The organism is Arthrobacter sp. 754 (genome assembly GCF_040548695.1).
Taxonomy (GTDB): Bacteria; Actinomycetota; Actinomycetes; order Actinomycetales; family Micrococcaceae; genus Arthrobacter.
This window is the reverse complement of sequence record NZ_JBEPSC010000001.1, coordinates 500,794-520,561: the sequence shown is the minus strand read 5'-3', so window position 1 is coordinate 520,561 and position 19,768 is coordinate 500,794. Positions and strand designations below refer to the sequence as shown.

14 protein-coding genes are annotated in these 19,768 nt (G+C 64.6%); 11 read left to right on the top strand and 3 right to left on the bottom strand.

Translation table 11 applies throughout. From position 1 onward, the window contains the following. Positions 1 to 85: 85 nt before the first annotated feature. The 7 genes from mtrA to secA all read left to right on the top strand — a co-directional run bounded on the left by mtrA (position 86) and on the right by secA (position 10,345). On the top strand, positions 86 to 760 hold the full coding sequence (gene mtrA / locus ABIA70_RS02475) for an MtrAB system response regulator MtrA (RefSeq protein WP_354146011.1): 675 nt from the start codon (positions 86 to 88) through the stop codon (positions 758 to 760). 133 nt (positions 761 to 893) lie between these two features. Further along, positions 894 to 2,639: an MtrAB system histidine kinase MtrB gene (mtrB, locus tag ABIA70_RS02470; RefSeq protein WP_502917169.1), complete on the top strand. Its 1,746-nt coding sequence runs from the start codon at positions 894 to 896 to the stop codon at positions 2,637 to 2,639. Beyond that, a complete protein-coding gene (locus ABIA70_RS02465) occupies positions 2,636 to 4,354 on the top strand; it encodes an LpqB family beta-propeller domain-containing protein (RefSeq protein WP_354146010.1) in 1,719 nt (572 codons plus the stop codon). Before mtrB ends, ABIA70_RS02465 begins: the two co-directional genes overlap by 4 nt. Before the next feature lie 146 nt (positions 4,355 to 4,500). Continuing rightward, the gene (locus ABIA70_RS02460; protein WP_354146009.1) at positions 4,501 to 5,388 is read left to right on the top strand and encodes a ComF family protein; all 888 of its coding nucleotides are present in this window, start codon (positions 4,501 to 4,503) and stop codon (positions 5,386 to 5,388) included. A 145-nt stretch (positions 5,389 to 5,533) separates the two neighbouring features. Next, the gene (hpf, locus tag ABIA70_RS02455; RefSeq protein WP_354146008.1) at positions 5,534 to 6,268 is read left to right on the top strand and encodes a ribosome hibernation-promoting factor, HPF/YfiA family; all 735 of its coding nucleotides are present in this window, start codon (positions 5,534 to 5,536) and stop codon (positions 6,266 to 6,268) included. A gap of 22 nt (positions 6,269 to 6,290) precedes the next feature. Next, entirely contained in the window at positions 6,291 to 7,562 is a 1,272-nt protein-coding gene (locus ABIA70_RS02450) for a winged helix-turn-helix domain-containing protein (protein ID WP_354146007.1), read from the top strand. A gap of 41 nt (positions 7,563 to 7,603) precedes the next feature. Next, a complete protein-coding gene (gene secA / locus ABIA70_RS02445; RefSeq protein ID WP_354146006.1) occupies positions 7,604 to 10,345 on the top strand; it encodes a preprotein translocase subunit SecA in 2,742 nt (913 codons plus the stop codon). 94 nt (positions 10,346 to 10,439) lie between these two features. Here the strand turns inward: secA and ABIA70_RS02440 are convergent, their stop codons facing one another. Together ABIA70_RS02440 and ABIA70_RS02435 are read right to left on the bottom strand one after the other, a co-directional pair. After that, positions 10,440 to 10,907, bottom strand: coding sequence for an Rv3235 family protein (locus ABIA70_RS02440; protein ID WP_354146005.1), 468 nt, complete (start codon positions 10,905 to 10,907; stop codon positions 10,440 to 10,442). Positions 10,908 to 10,956: 49 nt separating this feature from the next. Beyond that, complete coding sequence (locus ABIA70_RS02435) at positions 10,957 to 11,784, bottom strand: LysM peptidoglycan-binding domain-containing protein (RefSeq protein WP_354146004.1); 828 nt, start codon at positions 11,782 to 11,784, stop codon at positions 10,957 to 10,959. 146 nt (positions 11,785 to 11,930) lie between these two features. On the opposite strand from ABIA70_RS02435, the gene ABIA70_RS02430 reads away from it, so the two are divergent. Continuing rightward, positions 11,931 to 12,503 carry a hypothetical protein gene (locus ABIA70_RS02430; RefSeq protein ID WP_354146003.1) on the top strand — a complete coding sequence of 191 codons (573 nt, stop codon included), beginning with the start codon at positions 11,931 to 11,933 and terminating at the stop codon, positions 12,501 to 12,503. A gap of 35 nt (positions 12,504 to 12,538) precedes the next feature. Here ABIA70_RS02430 and ABIA70_RS02425 read toward each other — a convergent pair whose 3' ends face one another. Continuing rightward, positions 12,539 to 12,754: a helix-turn-helix domain-containing protein gene (locus tag ABIA70_RS02425; protein ID WP_309811174.1), complete on the bottom strand. Its 216-nt coding sequence runs from the start codon at positions 12,752 to 12,754 to the stop codon at positions 12,539 to 12,541. A gap of 152 nt (positions 12,755 to 12,906) precedes the next feature. Here ABIA70_RS02425 and ABIA70_RS02420 point away from each other — a divergent pair, with 152 nt between their 5' ends. Genes ABIA70_RS02420 through ABIA70_RS02410 form a run of 3 tightly spaced genes read left to right on the top strand, consistent with a single transcriptional unit; the run spans position 12,907 to position 19,766 of the window. Continuing rightward, positions 12,907 to 13,551 (top strand): hypothetical protein, encoded by a 645-nt coding sequence (locus ABIA70_RS02420; protein ID WP_354146002.1) that lies wholly within the window; start codon positions 12,907 to 12,909, stop codon positions 13,549 to 13,551. Next, positions 13,548 to 14,855, top strand: coding sequence for a CpaE/TadZ family protein (locus tag ABIA70_RS02415; protein ID WP_354146001.1), 1,308 nt, complete (start codon positions 13,548 to 13,550; stop codon positions 14,853 to 14,855). The genes ABIA70_RS02420 and ABIA70_RS02415 overlap by 4 nt, the downstream gene beginning before the upstream one ends. Positions 14,856 to 14,912: 57 nt before the next feature. Then, the gene (locus ABIA70_RS02410; RefSeq protein WP_354146000.1) at positions 14,913 to 19,766 is read left to right on the top strand and encodes an NAD-glutamate dehydrogenase; all 4,854 of its coding nucleotides are present in this window, start codon (positions 14,913 to 14,915) and stop codon (positions 19,764 to 19,766) included. Positions 19,767 to 19,768 lie beyond the last annotated feature (2 nt).

Here is a 19,768-nt window from a genome sequence, read left to right as displayed (position 1 = left end):
TCCGGCGTCGGGCGTCATAGTGTTTCGCCATGCCGTACAAGGCGTTGAGCAGGACAAAGCCTGTTCAATAAGGGAACATATAACTATGAAGGCACGCATTCTGGTAGTTGACGATGATGAGGCGCTGGCCGAGATGATTGGAATTGTTCTCCGCAATGACGGCTTTGAGCCGGTCTTCTGCGCTGACGGCGGCCAGGCGCTCGACATCTTCCGTTCGTCGAAGCCGGACCTTGTGCTGCTTGACCTCATGCTTCCCGGGGTGGACGGCATTGAAGTGTGCCGGCAGATCCGGTCGGAATCCGACGTGCCCATCGTGATGCTCACCGCAAAGTCGGACACGTCCGACGTCGTCCGCGGACTCGAATCCGGGGCCGACGACTACGTGCCGAAGCCCTTCAAGCCTGCCGAACTCGTGGCCCGTGTCCGGGCCCGCCTGCGCCCCGGCGACCAGAAGGCGCCCGAGACACTGCGGATAGCGGACATCACCATCGACGTGGCCGGCCACACCGTGAAACGCGCCGACGAACGGATTTCCCTGACGCCGCTGGAATTTGACCTCCTGGTGGCGCTGGCCAGGAAACCGTGGCAGGTGTTTACGCGCGAGCTGCTGCTGGAGCAGGTGTGGGGTTACCGCCATGCGGCGGACACCCGGCTGGTCAACGTCCACGTACAGCGCCTCCGGTCGAAGATTGAACGTGATCCGGAAGCCCCGGAAGTAGTATTGACGGTTCGTGGTGTCGGCTACAAAGCAGGTTCCTGAGCCCTCAGGACCCGGCGATGACCGCGAGCCGGGTGCGGCCGCAGTAAAGGGCCCCGAACATTCGGATGCCTTGGCAGCCGAACTGGCCAGGCTGCCGTTCCGGGCAAGGATCTGGCGGCGCCGCGCCCTCATTGTGGGCCTGCGGGTGGCCCGCCTTGTCCGGATAGGACTGAGCCGCTTCTTCCCGGCCGTCCGCTATCTGGGCCGGTCCCTGCAGCGCCGCTGGCGGCGGTCCCTGCAGTTCCGGACCGTCCTGACCACCCTCCTGCTGGCGGTGACCTCGTTCGGGGCTGTGGGCGCGTATCTATCGAACCAGATTGCCAACAACCTCTTCCAGGAGCGGCTGACCCAGGCCGAATCCGAGACCCGTTACAACGTCAAACAGGTCCAGGACACCTTCGACGGCGCCCAGGTCACGGACCAGTCCAGTGTGATCACCCTCGTCTACGACACCCTGAACGCGGTGGAGGGGCGGGGCTCCGTCATCCAGCGCCGGTACGTCTTTGAGGCGATGCCGGAGCAGACCAAGCCCCGGAACAGGTGGGTGGAGTCAAGGGCGTCGGACCAGCTGACCGTCAGTGTCATCCCGCCTGAACTCCGGAAGGCGGTCCAGGATTCGGGCAAGGACCAGTACTGGGCATCCACCGTCATCCCGGTGGGGACCGAGGACCGGCCCGGCATCGCAGTGGGCAACAAGGTGACGTTCAACGGGACGGTGTATGAGCTCTACCTGATTTATGACCTCAACACCGCCCAGAAGACCCTGGACGAAATCCAGGGGGTCCTGCTGGCCGGCGGCGCGGTGCTGGTACTGATGATCGGCGCCATCGCCTGGTACGTCACGCGGAACGTGGTCAGCCCGGTAAGCCATGCTGCCCTGGTGTCGGAAAAGCTCGCGGCCGGCCAGCTGCAGGAGCGGATGGTGGTCAAGGGGGAGGACGAGGTTGCCCGCCTCGGCGCCTCGTTCAACCACATGGCCGCCAGCCTCCAGGAGCAGATCACCAAGCTGGCTACGCTGTCCCAGATGCAGCAGCGGTTTGTCTCGGACGTCTCGCATGAGCTGCGGACACCGCTGACCACGGTCCGGATGGCCGCCGAGGTCCTTTACGACGCCCGCCATGACTTCGATCCCATCAACAAGCGCTCGGCGGAACTGCTCTACAACCAGGTGGAACGGTTCCAGTCCCTGCTGGCCGACCTCCTGGAAATCTCCCGCTTCGACGCCGGTGTGGCCATGCTGGACGCCGAGCCCGAGGACATCCTCCAGGTCGTCGCCCACGTCATTGACGGGGCGGCCCCGGTCGCCGCCGAATACGGGTCCGAGATCATCCTCCGGGCGCCCGCCGAGGGGATCGTCGCGGAAATGGACGCCAGGAGGATCGACAGGATCCTGCGGAACCTCATCCTCAACGCAGTTGAGCACGGCGAAGGCAAGCCGGTAACCGTCACTGTCGCGGCCAACCAGGGCGCGGTTGGCATCGCCGTCCGCGACCTAGGGATCGGCATGACTCCGGCCGAGGCTGCCCGGGTATTCGACCGGTTCTGGCGGGCCGATCCGGCGCGGGCCAGGACCACCGGTGGCAGTGGGCTTGGCCTGTCCATCGCCATGGAGGACACCAAGCTCCACAACGGGTGGCTGCAGGCGTGGGGGAAAAAGGGCAGCGGATCCAATTTCCGCCTGACCATACCGCTGCGCCAAGGCGAGGAGATCGACCGTTCGCCTGTCCAGCTGGAGCCGGAGGACATCGTCCTGCCCGGCGTGCCGCAAGAGAACAGGATGGTAGTGCTGGACCCCGGGCCCGCAGTGCCCGTCACCGCATCGGCCTCGGCAGAGGGCACCCGGTCCGGGGCGGCAGCCACATCGAAGGAGTCTTCATGACCGGACCTGAATCGCGGCGACGGCTGAGGGCCGTTGTGTTGCTCGCCGTCGTCGTCCTGCTCCTTGCCTCCTGCGCACGTATCCCTACCTCCGGACCTGTCGGAAAAAGTGCAGAGGGCAGTGCGGGCAACCTCAACGCCCCGGTGTTCCTCCCTGCGGCGCCGCAGCCCGGAGCGACTCCGGAGAGCATCATCGATTACTTCTACCGGGCCGGTACCGGATACGAGGGCGACTACGCAGTCGCCCGCGAGTACCTGACCCAGGCCGCGTCAGTGGCGTGGAAGCCGGACCAGCGGGCCCTGGTGTACCGCGAAGCCCAGGTGGTGGGCACCGGCGTCGAAAATGTGTACAACTACCAGCTGGATGTTGCCTACACGGTGGATGTCGACGGAATCGCCACCCAGACCCCGCCCGGGACCATCGAGAACATTCCCGCCACCGTCACGCAGGTGGACGGTGAATGGCGGATTTCCGCCATCCCGAACGGGACCGCCATCCCGGAGGAAACCTTCAAGGTCATCTACGGCGCCTACCCCATCTACTTTTACGATCCCAGCTTCACCTATGCCGTGCCTGATGTCAGGTGGTTCATCAAGAACAAGACAGTCAAGGCGATGACCAGCGCCCTTCTCGCCGGCCCTGCCCCCTATCTCAGGGGCGCCGTGGTCAGCGCGTTCCCTTCCGGGATCAAACTTGCGCGCGAATCGGTCCCCGTTGTTTCCGGGGCGGCGCAGGTGGACCTCAGCGCCAAGGAACTGACGGAGGCATCCACGGAGGACCGGCTCCGGATGCAGACCCAACTGGCCCTGACCTTCCGCAGCCAGCCCGACGTCGTCAATGTTGAGCTGCGCGCCAACCAGGACCTCGTGCGGGTCGAGGACAACGGCTCGGTGCTGCCTCCGGTGCGGGATAAGAATGTGGCTGCCCGGCAGATCGCCGTCAGCGGCAATGAGCTGGTGCGGTACGAAAACAACAGGGTGTCCCCGCTTCCGGAAATGCAGCCGGTTTCCTCGCTCGCACCCCGGTACCCGGCGGAATCCCCGGTATCGAAGACCGTCGCATTCCTCAACGAGAGCCGGACGACGCTCTACAGCATGCTGCCGGGACAGCCTGCGCGGGCGCTGACCACCCGGAGCACCATCACCCACCCCTCCTTCAGCCTCTTTGACTGGGTGTGGGCCGCCGGGCCCGGGGCCAACGGCGGCACGGAAGTGGTGGCGTACCGGCCCATCGGCGTGGCCGAGGGTGCCGCGGTTCCCACCGTGACGCTCTCGCCGGCCTGGCTGGCCGGACGGACCGTCAAGGATCTGAGGATCTCCCGCGAAGGCGTCCGGGCACTGGTAATTTCGGAACAGAACGGCAAATCCAAGGTGCAGATTGCGGGGATTATCAGGAACGCCGACGGCACGCCGAAGGAACTGACTTCGCCGATAACCCTGGTGACGTCCGGTGACCCGGACCAGGGAGTCTGGGTCAGCGACACCACGGTTGCAGTGATGAAGGGCTCGGCGGCGGAAAATGTCACCCCGGAGCTGCTGTCCCTGACCTCCGGGCAACCGCAGCAGCTTGCGCCCTGGCCAGGGCTGGTGTGGCTCAGTGCGGGCAACGGCGTGGAAGAGATTTACGGCCAGTCGGCCGACGGAGTCTTCCAGCGATTGGGCAACGGCTGGTCGCCGCAGCTCAAGGGTCCGGTCGATCCCTCCTTCGCCGGCTAGCGATTCCGTGTCCTGGGCCTGAACTGCTGAACCCCGGTTTCCACATAGCGCATGCCTGGTATTGCCGGGCGGATGAAGCCGGGGAGACGCTGGGTGGCGTGAGCAATGAACAGCATGCGGTCCAACCTTCCTGCAGGGAGGTTTCGGTGGATCCGGACCTTGAGCCACCACCACTGGTCTCTGCCAGGCACCGCGGTGGACACCGGCGGCGTTGGCTCAGGGGGGCTGAGAACCTGGCCATTGCCGGCTCCGAGCTCCTGGCACTCGCAGTCCCTGTGGACTGCGTCTGCTGCGGTGCCGAGGACCTGGCGCTGTGCGTCGCCTGCGAACGCCGGGTCCGGCTCCTCACCGGGCACCCCTTCAGGGCCGAGGAGCAGGCGCCGGCACTCATGAACGTCGACGGCGGCATCCTCCTTCCCGTAGTGGCGGCCGGGGTCTATCGCGAGGAGCTGGCCCAGGCCGTCCTGTCCTTCAAGCGCCACGGCCAGCACCAACTTAAGGCCGTGCTCGCCAGGGGACTGGAAAGGGGCATCGCCGCAGCAACTTCCGGCGTCGACGGCGTGTGCCTGGTTCCGGTGCCAAGCAGCACCACTGCCTTCGTCAAGAGGGGCTTCAGCCCCATCCACCTGTTGCTGGCAGCCCTGGGCCGGGGAACCACCGGTGCCCGCGTTCCGGTGGTGGACGTCATCCGTAAGTCCCGCCGTCGCGCAGCCCTGGAAAAGCTGCCGGGGGGACAGAAGGGACTCGGCCGCGGTGCGAGGGCACGGCGGGTGAGGGGATCCATGACTGTCCCCGCGTACAAGCGCTCCCGGGTGGCAGGCCGCCGGTGCATCATCGTCGACGACGTCCTCACCACGGGCGCAACACTGGCCGAGGCGGCCCGCGCACTCCACCTCAGCGGTGCCTTGGTAACGGGCGCTGTGGTGCTCGCGGCGACACGCCCGCCCGATTCAGCCGGCGGCGGATCAGCATCCCCGCCAGCCGGCGCGAAGGGGCCCGTCTTAGAAAAAAATAAACGAATAAAGGATGAATAACGGGGGGCTATGAACTAACGTCGGTGGTGGGTACCAAGAACAAGTTGTACCTTTCGATAGCGGCTCGGAAAGGGGCTTGACTGTCAATCAGATCGGCTCCCGGGATGTTCCGCCGTCGTGTCACCGAAGTCATTTGGAGGGCACCATGGAGTTTATGATCAGCGGACGAAATCTGACGGTCTCAGACCGCTTCCGCGAATACGCCGGTGAAAAGATCTCGAAGATCGAGTCACTGGGCGACAAGGTCCAGCGCGTTGACGCGAAGGTTTCCAAGGAAACGAATGCACGCCAGACCGGTGACCAGCTCACCGTTGAAGTGACGGTTCTGGGCCGGGGACCGGTAATCCGCGCCGAAGCCAGCGCCGCAGATAAATTCGCTGCGTTCGATCTTGCCTACAACAAGCTCCTTGAGCGTCTCCGCCGCGCCAAGGACCGCAAGAAGGTCCACCACGGGCGGCATACACCCAAGGCCGTTCGCGAGGCGACGGCCGAACTGGAGCCCGCCAGCGCCAACGAACCCATCTACGTTGAGGCGAGCCATCGCCAGGAGCCGCAGCAACCGGCTGTTGAGCGCTCGCCCTATGAGGTTGAGAATGACATCCCCGCCGGAGATTCCCCCGTGCTGATCCGGCGCAAAGTCTTCCCCGCGGCCTCACTGACCCTCGACGATGCCGTGGACAACATGGAGCTCGTCGGCCACGATTTCTATCTCTTCGTGGACAAAGCCACCAATACGCCCTCCGTCGTCTACCGCCGTCGTGGCTGGACCTACGGCGTGATCACCCTGGACCATGAGTGCGAGCCGGGGGAAACAGCAATCGAAGAGAAAATCCTCGCCTACCGTTCCGGTGACGAGTCTTCGAAGGTTCAGGGCGCCTGACGCCCCATAGGAAAGGACTGCAGTGCCAGCGACGCTGAGCCTTGACCAGGCCCGGCGGATCGCCCTGGCAGCGCAGGGACTGGACAAAGGACGGCCCACCGGCCCCGTGACTTCACGGACGGTGGGCCGCACCTTTGCCCGGCTCCAGCTGGTCCAGATCGATTCCGTCAATGTGCTGTCCCGCAGCCACTTCCTGCCCTTCTACTCCAGGCTGGGCAACTACGACCGCACCATCCTGCAGCGGATGTCCGGCTCACACCCCAGGCGCATGATGGAGTACTGGGCCCACGAGGCGAGTTTCATCAGGCCGGAGCACTTCCAGGACCTCCTCCTGTGGCAAAGACGGAAGTGGGTGGGAGCCTCTGGGATGGACCCGGAACTCTTCGAGGCGGTGGCAGGGAAAGTCCTGGACACGCTTGCGCGGGGTCGGGCCATGACGGCGGCCGAACTGACCGCGAGCATCGGGCACGTTGAAGCCAGGCGCGATGAAAACTGGGGCTGGAACTGGAACGCCGTCAAAAGGGTTCTGGAGCACCTGTTCGAGGAAGGTCTCATTTCCTCAGCATCGAGGACCGAGCAGTTCGAGCGAAGGTACGCGCTGACGGCCCGGGTACTGCCGGACCGGCTGGCCGTTACTGAAACACCGGACCCCGTCCAGGCCATGAACCGGCTCATCGATGCGGCTGCGCAGGCCCATGGCATCGGAACGGTGAAGTGCTTCGCCGATTACTTCCGCACACCGGTCAAGGCTGCGGCGGAATCCGTCGAGTATCTGATCGGGACCGGCCGGCTGGAGCCCGTCACTGTCGCTGGCTGGAACAGGAAAGTGTTCCTGCACACTGACGCCAAAATGCCACGCCGGGCCACCGGACGGGCCCTGCTCAGCCCCTTTGACTCCCTGGTCTTCGAGCGGCGCAGGCTGGAAGAGCTCTTCGGGTTCCATTACCGGATCGAGATCTATACCCCCGAGCACCGCCGCCGTTTCGGGTACTACGTCCTGCCTTTCCTGTTGGGCGAAACCATCGTGGCCCGCGTGGACCTCAAAGCCGACCGGGCTGCCGGAAAACTGCTGGTCAGGTCCGCCTACGCCGAGCCGGACGCGCCGGCCGGTACCGCCGTCGAACTTGCCGCCGAGCTGGAACTGATGGCCCAATGGCTGGGGCTTGCGGACATCGTGGTCAGCCCGGCCGGTGACCTGGCCGGGCCCCTGGCAGCTGCCCTGCACCGGCCGTCGTGGTCCGCTCCGCTCTCAGGGAACACCGAACGCGTGGCCTGTGTCTCTCCCGTAGACTAAAAACGCCAGAATCGGCGGCATAAGACTGGGAGTATCTTCACGTGGCATCACTTATCGAAAAACTTCTCCGCACGGGTGACAAGAGAACCCTGCGGCAATTGCGGACCTATGCCGACTCGATCAATGCCCTTGAGGACTCGTTCAAAACCTTCACGGACGCAGAACTCCGCGAGGAAACGGACCACCTCCGCGCCCGCTACCAGGACGGGGAACAGCTGGACGACCTCCTTCCGGAGGCCTTCGCCGCCGTGCGCGAGGCCTCGTCCCGCACGTTGGGCATGCGCCACTTTGACGTCCAGCTGATGGGCGGCGCCGCCCTGCACCTGGGCAACATCGCCGAAATGAAGACCGGTGAAGGAAAGACGCTCGTGGCCACCGCCCCGGCGTACCTCAATGCCCTCACGGGTAACGGTGTCCATGTCATCACGGTGAACGACTACCTTGCCGAGTACCAGTCCGACCTCATGGGCCGTGTTTACCGGTTCCTTGGCCTGACCAGCGGTTGCATCCTTTCCAACCAGGATCCCGCCGTGCGCCGCCAGCAGTACGCCGCGGACATCACCTACGGCACCAACAACGAGTTCGGCTTCGACTACCTGCGCGACAACATGGCATGGGACAAGTCGGAGCTGGTCCAGCGCGGCCACCACTTCGCCATCGTTGACGAGGTCGACTCCATCCTGATCGACGAGGCCCGCACCCCGCTGATCATCTCGGGCCCCGCCCAGGGGGACACCAACCGCTGGTACAGCGAATTCGCCAAAGTGGTGCAGCGACTGAAGGCCGGCGAGGACTACGAAGCCGACGAGAAGAAGCGCACCGTCGGTGTCCTGGAGAGCGGCATCGAAAAAGTGGAGGATTACCTGGGCATCCAGAACCTCTACGAGTCCGCCAACACTCCGCTCATCGGGTTCCTGAACAACGCCATCAAGGCCAAGGAACTCTTCAAACGGGACAAGGACTACGTCATCCTCGACGGCGAGGTACTGATCGTTGACGAACACACCGGCCGCATCCTTGCCGGGCGCCGGTATAACGAAGGCATGCACCAGGCCATCGAGGCCAAAGAAGGCGTGGAGATCAAGGCCGAAAACCAGACCCTGGCCACGGTGACGCTGCAGAACTACTTCCGCATGTACTCCAAACTGTCGGGCATGACCGGTACGGCCGAGACCGAGGCCGCCGAATTCATGGGCACCTACAAGCTCGGAGTGGTGGCCATCCCCACCAACCGGGACATGCAGCGGATCGACCAGTCCGACCTCGTGTTCAAGAACGAAAAGGTCAAGTTCGACGCCGTCGTGAAGGACATTGCCGAGCGTCACGAAAAGGGCCAGCCCATCCTGGTGGGCACCACCAGTGTTGAAAAGAGCGAGTACCTTTCCGGGCTGCTGGCCAAGGAAGGCATCAGGCACGAAGTCCTGAACGCCAAGAACCACGCCCGTGAAGCGGCAATCGTTGCGCAGGCCGGCCGCAAGGGTGCAGTGACAGTTGCCACCAACATGGCAGGCCGAGGCACCGACATCATGCTGGGCGGCAACGCCGAGTTCACCGCAGTGGCCGAACTGGCCAAGCGTGGACTGGACCCGGAAGAGAACTCCGAGGAGTACGAGGCCGCATGGCCAGCCGCCCTTGAGGCCGCGAAGCAGTCCGTGAAGGACGAACACGAGCAAGTGCTCGAACTCGGCGGCCTGTACGTGCTGGGAACTGAACGGCACGAGTCCCGTCGTATCGACAACCAGCTCCGCGGCCGCTCCGGACGCCAGGGTGACCCCGGTGAATCGCGCTTCTACCTCTCCCTGACCGATGACCTCATGCGCCTCTTCAACTCAGGTGCCGCCGAGCGGCTGATGAACAGCTCCGTTCCGGATGATGTGGCGCTCGAATCCAAGCTGGTTTCCCGGGCCATCGCGTCCGCGCAGGGCCAGGTCGAGGGGCGGAACGCCGAGCAGCGCAAGAACGTCCTAAAGTACGACGACGTGCTGAACCGCCAGCGCGAAGCCATCTACGGTGACCGGCGCCGGATCCTCGAAGGCGACGACCTGCATGAGAAAGTGCAGTTCTTCATTGAGGACACCATCACCGCACTCATCGACTCCGCCACGGCCGAGGGCAACGGGGACGACTGGGACTACACCCAGCTGTGGACCAACCTGAAGACGCTGTATCCCGTGAGCGTGACCCCCGAAGAGATCATCGACGAAGCGGGCGGCAAGTCCAGGCTCACCGTCGAGTTCCTCAAGGAGGAGCTGCTCTCCGATGCCCGCGTGGTTTACCAGGCCCGCGAAGAGGTTATCGGTTCCGAGAGCATGCGTGAGCTGGAACGCCGTGTGGTGCTGTCCGTCATTGGACGCAAATGGCAGGAACACCTTTACGAGATGGACTACCTGAAGGAAGGCATTGGCCTTCGTGCCATGGCCCAGCGCGACCCGCTGGTGGAGTACCAGCGCGAGGGCTTCACCATGTTCCAGTCCATGATGGAGGCCATCCGCGAAGAAAGCGTGGGCTTCCTTTACAACCTTGAGGTGGAAGTGACTCCCGCCCAGGATGTCGTGGTGGCCGATGCCGCCGGTGGCCACACCGAGCACCTCGAACCGCAGATCCGCGCTGCCGGGCTCGAAGCGCCGGAGAAGCCGGCGCAGCTGCAGTACACGGCACCGGGCGAGGACGGAGCCACGCAGACCCGTGTGGAGGGCCGCTCCTCGTCCCGGTCCGGCAACCCCGCCAAGGCCGCGGCACAGGATGCCACCAAGCGTCCGCCCGCAAAGAAGAAGCGCCGCTGACCTGCTGTTTCAGGGGCCGGTCAGGCTTGAATGAGAGAAGTGCCCGGAGCAGCCGCTCGGGGCACTTCTCTGTTTATGTGCACAGCCTTCTGTGTCAACCAATCATGAATTCTGTAATCCGCCAGACCTGTTTGCTCCGCTCGAGCCGGACAGCCACTGCCCGCGCCCGCACATCGTCAACCACCACGGCGCTTGCCTCGTAAATGCCGGGAGCCACCTCGCATGCCCGGACCGAACGGACTACGGAGTTCCTGTGGAGCTTGGCCAGGAAGGGTGAGGCCGTGCGTGCCTGTTCGCGGCGGATGAGAGCTGCACGGTGCTGGAGTGCCGCCAGGCAGCGGGGATCCAGGCGGCGGGCCAGCTGATGGACCGGACGGATCCCGGCCAGGACTTCCATGGCTGCCTGCACGGTGCTTCGGGTGATGGCCAGGATTTCGGAGGTCTCATCTGCTGCCCGCAGTGGCGGACCAGGCGCTGTTGTGGCCGGGAGGGGCACGCGGCGGACTGCGGCTGCGGGGCCCGAATCGGCCAGCGCGGAGCGGATCGGCGTAACGGTGTTCATGTGATTCCCCTTGGATGTGCGGATGTGCGGATGAATGTTGAAATGCCGGCTAGGCCGTGGAAGGTGATTTCAGGATCTGACCGGGCAACAGGACATGAGGACTCTCCCCGATCTGGGATTTGTTGGCTTCGTACCAGCGTGGCCACTGGAGGGCGACGTCCACATCTGTTGCCGTGGGCCCTAACTGGCGGGACGCGATGTCCCAAAGCGTGTCCCCTGCCAGTACCGTGATTTCCCGCGGCGGTGCCGGCAGTCCCTGCGCCGCACGGATAGGCTGTGCCGCCAGCAGCCCGGGATCGGGGACAGGCGCGCTGGGGCGCCATTCGGGGCGGACCGCCGGCGTCGGAGGTTCAACAGGCGGAAGTGCCGCAGGCTGCTGCGTTGGCGACGCTGGGTCCGGAGTATCCGTAATGCCTGGTCCCAACATCGCCTCCGAGGCAGCGGTGGGTGCCCACTGCGCCTGGACAGCTACCTCCTGCGTCGGCACCCAGGCGGGTCCTGCCGGCGGAACTGCCGCTTGAGCGAGCGGAGCGGACAGCAACTGCACAGAGAACGCGGCGAGTGCGAGCCGGCGCATAAAGGCCGGACAAAATCTGCCCGCCTTTACTGCGGCTCGTTTTCGGCCGTACTTCGCCAGTACGGCCGCAGCTGCGGCCAGCAGGACAGACACAATCCACCAGCCCACAATGGCGAGCCCTGCCCAAACGGCTACGGCACCTAGCAGGTCATCGATGTCCGGCCCCTGCCGGCGAGCGGCAGACTGTTGCCATCGTTCCATCAAGCCCATGCCGGTAAGAAACAGAAATAGCCCCAGCAGCAGGACTGAAGCAGCCATGGCCGCATCAGCCCTGAGCCCGCGTGCAGTTGTTGCGTCCATAGCGCTAACAGCTCCTTTTGATGCCGTTTGATGTTGTTTGATACATCTGAATCCAGTTTGACCGAGTAGAGCCGGATTTGTCCATAGACTGGAAAGAACTCGTTCGTGATTGACCGCCAGGGAAGAGGCCGCTTACGCTTGGCCCCATGCGTTGGGATGCTCTGTTCAGTGACATGGAGGCGCAGTTTGCCGAGGGCGACCGGCTGGAGGTCGAAGCAGAGATCTCGGAGCGGGCAAGAATCGAAATCGCGTCAATTGCACTGTGTGACAGGCTGCGGGGCTCGCTAAACAGCCATCTGACAGTCCACCTGCTCTGCGGAAGAACGTATGAGGGCACTTTGAGTCACGCCGCGGCAGATGCCCTGGTTCTCACTGAGGTGCGCCACCAGATCCTGATTCCGTATGGCGCCGTCGCACGTTATACAGGGTTGGGGCGTACATCGCTTGCCGAGCCCTCACCGGTGCGGAGGCGGATCGGCTTATCGTCGGCGTTGCGTGGCCTCGCCCGGGACCGGTCTGAGCTGGTAGTGACACTTCGCAGCGGGCCGGAACGGGACAGTGGACTCAGCGGTGTCATCGACAGGGTTGGCAGTGACTTCTTTGATGTGGCGCTGGTCAGCCCGGGTGAAGCCAGACGGGCATCCCAGGTCCGACAGGTCGCGACCATCCCGTTTGAGTCGCTCGGTGCCATCCGGTCACGGACGGGTGCCGAGTTGTAGCAGTCAATGGATGGGGGCGGGCTGCCCCGGCATGCTCAGGCTTGCTTTGCTTTCGCTTCCTGAATCATCCGGCTGGCCTCGGCGTAGCGCTCCTCGATGTATTGCTCCAGCATCTTTTCCTCAACCCGCCACTGTCCCCTTCCGCCAACCTGGATGGCCTTGAGTTCGCCGCTGCGGACCAGTGCATAGGCTGCCGGCGAATTGATCTGGAGTTGTTCGGCAACGTCGGCGAGGGTGAGGAATCTGGGCATGCATCCATTTTGCCACCGAAGAAGCCGTCTGGCGCTGTTATCCACAGTTTGATGTTGTTTGGACTTTTGACTTTCGTTCCGGGGTGCATGCCGCAACAATGAGGTGTCCGGGTGCAGCAAGCCGTCCGGCGCGAGTTTAGGGGGAGACAGGCATGAGCCATGATGCTGCAACCGCGGGTGCCAGGCTGAAGCCGCCGTCGTGGAAGGATCCGCGGCTGCTGGTTGGCATCTTGCTGGTCCTGGCATCAGTCGTGGGAGTGATCTCCCTTGTTGGCAGTGCCGACCGGACCACAGAGGTCTTTGCGGCCAAGGACTCCATCGCAGTGGGCGAGAAGCTGACCACCGAAAACGTTGTCAGGGCAAAGGTCCGGCTCGGAGAGACTGAAGAGCACTACGTCACGGTTGAGGCAGGGCTTCCCGAAGGGCTCGTGGCAGTCCAGCGAATCGGAAAAAGCCAGCTGGTGCCCAAGGAAAGCCTGGCCACTGTTGACGCACTGGACCGGAAACCGGTTGCGGTGGCAATCGAAGAAGCACTCCCGCCACAAGCCGTGGCCGGAACGCGTGTTGACGTGTGGGTTGCGGCCCCCGACGCACGGAACGGCTTCAGTGAGCCGAAACTGCTGCTGCCCGGCGCCGAAATCGCCCAGGTGACCGCGGGCTCCACAGCCCTGGGGTCCGCCCGCAGCACAGTGCTGATGGTCCTCGTCGCGGACGGCCAGATGCCGGCCCTGTTGGGGGCCCAGGCGAACCATGCCAAGATCTCTGTGGTGTGGAACCCGGGCGGAGGGACGTCATGAGCATCCCCGTTGTGACTGTCGGTCAGGCCCAGGAGGACGTCGTCGGCGGTCTGGAAAGGCTGCACGGTCCTGTGACAGTGGTGAGGCGATGCACTGAACTGACCGAACTGCTCGCCGCCTGCCAAAGCGGTCTCGCCAGGGCCGCCGTGGTGGCCGACGGGTGCGAAGGCCTCACTGCTTCCCTTGTTGACAGGCTCGGCGCGGTCGGGGTGGCGATAATCGCCCTCACAGACAACCCCGAAGAAGCCGCCCGGCTGCGCGGGATCGGCGTGGCTTCCACATTGGCCGGCGTCGAGTCAGCCGCGCTGGCAGGCAGGATTGCCGAGGCGGTTGCCCAACTGACCGGCAGCACGCGGGACGTCGGCTACGGCAGCGGCGTGGGCGATACGGGTGCTGCGCTGCGCCAGATGCCCGCGGAACAGGCGGACGTGCCGCCGGCCTCAGGTACCGGGAGGATCATTGCCGTGTGGGGACCGGCCGGTTCCCCGGGAAGAACCTTCATCGCCGCCAACATTGCGGGGGAGTTGGCGGCAGAAGGCAAATCCGTGCTCCTTGTTGATGCGGACAGCTATGGAGCCAGCATCGCGGCGGTCCTGGGCCTGCTGGATGAATCGGCCGGCCTTGCCCAGGCGTGCAGGCTGGCGGACCAGGGGCTGCTGGACGCCGATGCCCTGCTGAAGGTGGCCACCCCCGTCACCACCAAACTGGGTACTTTCCGCGTACTGACCGGCATCACGCGCGCCGACAGGTGGACCGAGCTGCGGGCAGCAGCCCTGTCACTGGTGCTTGACCGGGCGAAGGAGGTTGCCGACGTCGTCGTGGTGGATGCGGGGTTCTGCCTGGAGGCAGATGAGGAACTCAGCTTCGACACGATGGCGCCGCGCCGTAACGCCGCCACCCTGCGGAGCCTGGAAGTGGCGGACACTGTCTTCGCCGTCGGGGCCGCGGACCCAGTGGGCGTTCCCCGGCTTGTCCGGGGGCTCGCTGACCTTGAAACGGCGGTACCTCATGTGTCGCCCGTTGTGGTGCTGAACAAGGTGCGGGCGGCCGCGGTGGGCAGATCGCCGGAACGTCAGCTGCGGGACGCCTGGCAGAGGTACGGTCCGTCGTCGGCCATCACTGCGTTTCTTCCGTCGGACAGTGCCGTGGCCGACGCGGCGCTGCTTGCCGGCTCGTTGCTGCTGGAAACCGCCCCGGACTCGAAGCTGCGGCGGTCCATCGCGGATTTGGTTTGTGCACGTGTCCAGCGATCTTTGCGATCCTCTGTATTTTCTTCCACACCGAGGCGCCGCCTGAAGGATTAGGCTCACCATAGGAGCTGCAACGGGGCAGCAATAAACTTCTGATGGAGGCGTTTGTCGATGTCGTCTGGATCCAGCGTGGAGGATCAGTCCCTGGCCATTGAAGACCGGGAGGGCTTCCTGGCGGACTATTACGAGCATCTGGCAGAAGAGGACGCCCGAAGCTATCCCCAGGACGTCCTGGCCGCCCGGGCGGAAACGCACCGCAAGGTTGCAGCCAGCCGGTTGCCGGGCCAGGCGAAGGTTTCCATCGTCAACGAGGCGGACAGCAGTGTTGTTTACGTCGTCACGGACGATATGCCCTTCCTTGTTGACTCGGTCAATGCAGAGCTGGTCCGCCAGAAGGCTGCAATCCGCCTTGTCCTGCACCCGCTTTTTGTCGTAACCAGGAACCGGGAAACGGGGCAGTTGGTCAAAGTCGACCGCGTCCCTTCCCACATCGGGATCTCCAGCGGCGACACCGCGGCGATGCCCGTCATGTCCCACCTGATCGCGCAAGGTGAGAATGCCTCCCACATGGAGTCGTGGATCGCTGTGGAGATCAGTCATGTTTCCCACGGTGCGCAGGCGTCGCTCCTGGACGGCCTGGACCGGATCCTCGGCGACGTCCGCGCCGCCGTCGAAGACTGGCCCAAGATGCGGAACAAGGCCCTGCAGATTTCGGCCAGCCTGGACCAGGTTGCCAACCCCGCCCAGATCGCCGAGCTCAGGCAGGCGCAGGAACTCCTGCGATGGCTGGACGACGGCAACTTCACCTTCCTCGGCTACCGCGAGTACGACCTCATCACCGTGGACGGCGAGGACGTGCTGGAACTGCGCGAAGACAGCGGACTTGGCCTGCTCCGTGCCAAGCCGGACTCGCCGCATGTGCAGCATCTGACCGAAGTGGGCCGCCGCAAGGCGCGGGAGAAGCGGGCGCTTGTGATCACCAAGGCGAACTCCCGGTCCACCGTCCACCGGGCCGCGTACCTGGACTACATCGGCGTCAAGAGTTTCGATTCGGCGGGCAACGTCAATGGCGAGCGCCGCTTCATCGGCCTGTTCGCGACGAGCGCGTACACCGGGTCTGTCCGGGACATTCCCGTGGTCCGGGAGAAGGTGGCGGCAGTTCTGGGCAGCGCAGGCTTCCCGCCGGATTCACACTCCGGCAAGGACCTTTTGGGCATCCTGGAGACCTATCCGCGTGACGAGTTGTTCCAGATCGAAACCGAAGATCTTGCTGCCACGGCCACCGGCATCCAGAAGCTCCAGGAGCGGCGGCGCACGCGGCTCTTCCTTCGCCCGGACATCTACGGCCGCTTCATGTCGGCCCTGGTCTACCTTCCGCGCGACCGCTACACCACCAACGTCAGGCTGCGCATCGAGGAAGAACTGCGGTCCACTTTCCGGGCGGAGTCCATCGACTACGAGGCCAGGATGACGGAGTCCGCCCTCGCCCGGCTCTTCTTCCGGATCCGCCTGCCCAAGGGTGCCGACGTCAGCGACGTCAACACCGATGAGCTCGAAAAGCGGCTTGTCCGGGCGGCGCGCTCGTGGAGCGAGGGCATCGCCGAGGTCCTGCGGGAACGCGGCGCTGATGAGCACGCCAAAGAACTCGCCAGCCTCTGGTCCGAGGCCTTTCCGCCCGGCTACCGCGTTGACTACGAGGTCGAGGACGCGCTGGAGGACATCACCCGGTTCGAGCAATACGGGGCCCAGGCAGAACGCGCAGAAGGTGCAGCGCAGGAACGGCCCGGAGTCAACGTGTACCTGCCCAAGGGCGCGGGCGAGGTCCTCGAGGAGGACGCCCGCGTCAAGCTGTACATGCTGGAGCCCAAGAGCCTCAGCCAGATCCTGCCGTATTTCCACAACATGGGGCTGGAAGTACTGGACGAACGGCCCTTCGAAATCGAGACCGCCGACCGCCGCGACTTCTTCCTGTACGACCTCGGGCTGAAGTACCCCGCCGGCATCGACCCGCTGGCCACCGGGCAGCTGCTGGCTGAGTCGTTCGGCGCGGCGATCTCCGGCGCCGTCGAGTCTGACAGCTTTGACCGGCTCGTGCTGCGCGAGGGCATGCAGTGGCGCCAGATCACGATTCTGAGGGCTTACGCGCGGTATATGAGGCAGATGGGAAACACCAACTCCGTGGGGTTCATGGCTGACACCCTGCTCGCGAATCCCCAGGTTACCAAGGCCCTGACCGCGCTCTTCGCCGCGCGGTTCGATCCGGCCCTGGGCAAAGACGAGCGCGTTGCCGCGCAGGCCAGGGTGCGCGCGGCGCTGTCAGCTGCGATCGAAGAGGTGGAGACGCTCGACGCCGACCGTGTACTGCGGACCTTCGCCAACCTGATCGAGGCCACCCTCCGCACCAACTACTACCAGAACAAGCCGCACCTGAGCTTCAAACTCGATCCTTCGCGGATTGAGGGACTGCCGTTTCCGCGCCCGAAGTTCGAAATCTGGGTCTATTCCCCACGGGTCGAGGGCGTCCACCTCCGCTTCGGCAAGGTGGCCCGCGGCGGGCTTCGCTGGTCAGACCGCCGGGAAGACTTCCGGACGGAGATCCTTGGCCTGGTGAAGGCCCAGACCGTCAAGAACGCGGTGATCGTGCCCACCGGGGCCAAGGGCGGATTCTTCGCCAAGAAACTGCCGGACCCCACCGTCGACCGGTCAGCCTGGATGGCTGAGGGCATTGAGAGCTACAAGACCTTCATCCGCGGGCTGCTGGACCTTACTGACAACCTCGTCACCGACGCTGCGGCGGAAACTGTTGTTCCGCCGTCGGACGTTGTCAGGCACGACGACGACGATTCCTACCTCGTGGTGGCAGCCGACAAGGGGACGGCCACGTTCTCGGACGTCGCCAACGGGCTCGCCGCGGAGTACGGGTTCTGGCTCGGCGATGCGTTCGCTTCCGGCGGTTCGGTGGGCTACGACCACAAGGCCATGGGCATCACCGCGCGTGGTGCCTGGGAGTCGGTCAAACGCCATTTCAGCGAGCTCGACGTGGACACCCAGACCCAGCCCTTCACGGTGGTGGGCGTGGGCGACATGTCCGGTGATGTGTTCGGCAACGGCATGCTGCTCTCGCGGCACATCCGGCTGCTGGCGGCCTTCGACCACCGGCATATCTTCCTGGACCCAGCCCCGGACGAGGAAGCATCATTCGGGGAACGGCAGCGGCTGTTTGAACTGCCGCGGTCCTCGTGGGACGACTACAACAGGTCCCTGATCAGTGAAGGCGGCGGCGTCTATCCCCGCCAGGCCAAATCCATTCCGGTCTCGCCGCAGGTCAGGAACGCGCTGGGCCTGCCGGAAGGAACCACCGAGCTGAGCCCGCCCGAGCTGCTCCGCGCCGTCCTGCTGGCCCCGGCCGATCTGCTGTACAACGGCGGCATCGGAACCTACGTCAAGGCGAGCACCGAAACCCATGCCTCCGTGGGGGACAAGGCGAACGATGCCATCCGTGTTGACGGCAAGGACCTGCGCGTCAAGGTGGTTGGCGAAGGCGGAAACCTGGGCATGACGCAGCGGGGCCGCATCGAGGCTGCGCTCCAGGGCGTCATCCTGAACACTGACGCGATCGACAACTCCGCCGGCGTGGACTGCTCCGACCATGAAGTCAACATCAAGATTTTCGTGGACCGGATGGTCGCGGCCGGCAAGCTGTCCGCCGAGGAACGCGCGGGCTTCCTCGCGTCCATGACGGATGAGGTGGGGCGGCTGGTCCTGGAGGACAACGTGGACCAGAACATCCTGCTCCTCAATGACCGGATGCGGGTGGCTGAGTGGAGCCCCAGCTACGAGCGCCTGATGGACTGGCTGGAGAAGTCGGCTGACCTGAAGCGTGACCTTGAAGCACTGCCGAGTACGGAAACGCTGCGGGAGCGGCTTGGCCAGGGCCAGGGGCTAACGTCACCTGAGCTTTCGGTTCTGGCGGCGTACGCGAAGATTGAGCTCGCCACGGCGCTGCGGGCGAGCGACCTCGCCGACGATCCGTGGTTCCGCGGGACTCTGCGCGCGTATTTCCCGAAGCAGCTTCGCGAACGGTTCGACGCCGAACTGGACACCCATCCGCTGCGCCGGGAGATCATAGCCACCGTGGTGGCCAACGACATGATCAACATGGGCGGCATCACGTTCGCGTTCCGCACCATGGAGGAGACGTCCGCCACGGAGGCGGCCGTGGCCAAAGCCTTTGTGGCACTGCGCGAAATCTACGAACTGAACACCATGGTGGACGAGCTGAACGGACTGCCGGCGTCGTTCCCCACCGAGCACTGGAGCACCGTCCATCTGGACATCCGCCGCCTGCTGGACCGCGCCGTCCGCTGGCTGCTGAGCCAGGGCGGCACGTCGCGCTCCATCGCCGAGACCGTCAAAGAGTTCAAGCCCCTGATGGATCCGATGCGGGCACGGCTGCTGGACTACCTGCGGGGCGATGACCGGGAGCGGGTGGCAGGCTGGCTGGAGAAGGCACGCGGGTGGGAACTTCCGGAAGACCTTGCGCTCCGCTGGGCGGAACTCTTTGAGAGCTTCGTCCTGCTGGACATTGCCAAGATCGGTCACGCCCGCAATGAACCCGTGGAAGAGATCGCGGCCGTCTACTACACGGTGTTCAACCGATTCCACATCGACTCGCTGCTGGAGCGGATCACCGGACTGCCGAGGCAGGATCGGTGGCAGGCGCTGGCGAGGGCCGCACTGCGGGATGACCTCTATTCCACCGTTTCCGACATGACGACGGCGGTGCTTGAGTCGACGCCGTCGGACGGTTCTGCGGAGGACAGGCTGAAGGACTGGGAAACCCAGAATGCGGAGCAGTTGGGCAGGGCGAAGACCATGTTCGACGAGGTCAACTCCCTCGAGTCCGACGACATGGCCTCACTGTCGGTAGCATTGAGGCTCTTGAGGTCAATCGTCCGACGCTAGGA

Bases quoted from the DNA above. Each gene is read 5' to 3' on its own strand.
- mtrA (WP_354146011.1), top strand. From the start codon at position 86: ATGAAGGCACGCATTCTGGTAGTTGACGATGATGAGGCGCTGGCCGAG.
- ABIA70_RS02465 (WP_354146010.1), top strand. From the start codon at position 2,636: ATGACCGGACCTGAATCGCGGCGACGGCTGAGGGCCGTTGTGTTGCTC.
- hpf (WP_354146008.1), top strand. From the start codon at position 5,534: ATGGAGTTTATGATCAGCGGACGAAATCTGACGGTCTCAGACCGCTTC.
- ABIA70_RS02440 (WP_354146005.1), bottom strand. From the start codon at position 10,907: ATGAACACCGTTACGCCGATCCGCTCCGCGCTGGCCGATTCGGGCCCC.
- ABIA70_RS02435 (WP_354146004.1), bottom strand. From the start codon at position 11,784: ATGGACGCAACAACTGCACGCGGGCTCAGGGCTGATGCGGCCATGGCT.
- ABIA70_RS02430 (WP_354146003.1), top strand. From the start codon at position 11,931: ATGCGTTGGGATGCTCTGTTCAGTGACATGGAGGCGCAGTTTGCCGAG.
- ABIA70_RS02425 (WP_309811174.1), bottom strand. From the start codon at position 12,754: ATGCCCAGATTCCTCACCCTCGCCGACGTTGCCGAACAACTCCAGATC.
- ABIA70_RS02420 (WP_354146002.1), top strand. From the start codon at position 12,907: ATGAGCCATGATGCTGCAACCGCGGGTGCCAGGCTGAAGCCGCCGTCG.
- ABIA70_RS02415 (WP_354146001.1), top strand. From the start codon at position 13,548: ATGAGCATCCCCGTTGTGACTGTCGGTCAGGCCCAGGAGGACGTCGTC.
- ABIA70_RS02410 (WP_354146000.1), top strand. From the start codon at position 14,913: ATGTCGTCTGGATCCAGCGTGGAGGATCAGTCCCTGGCCATTGAAGAC.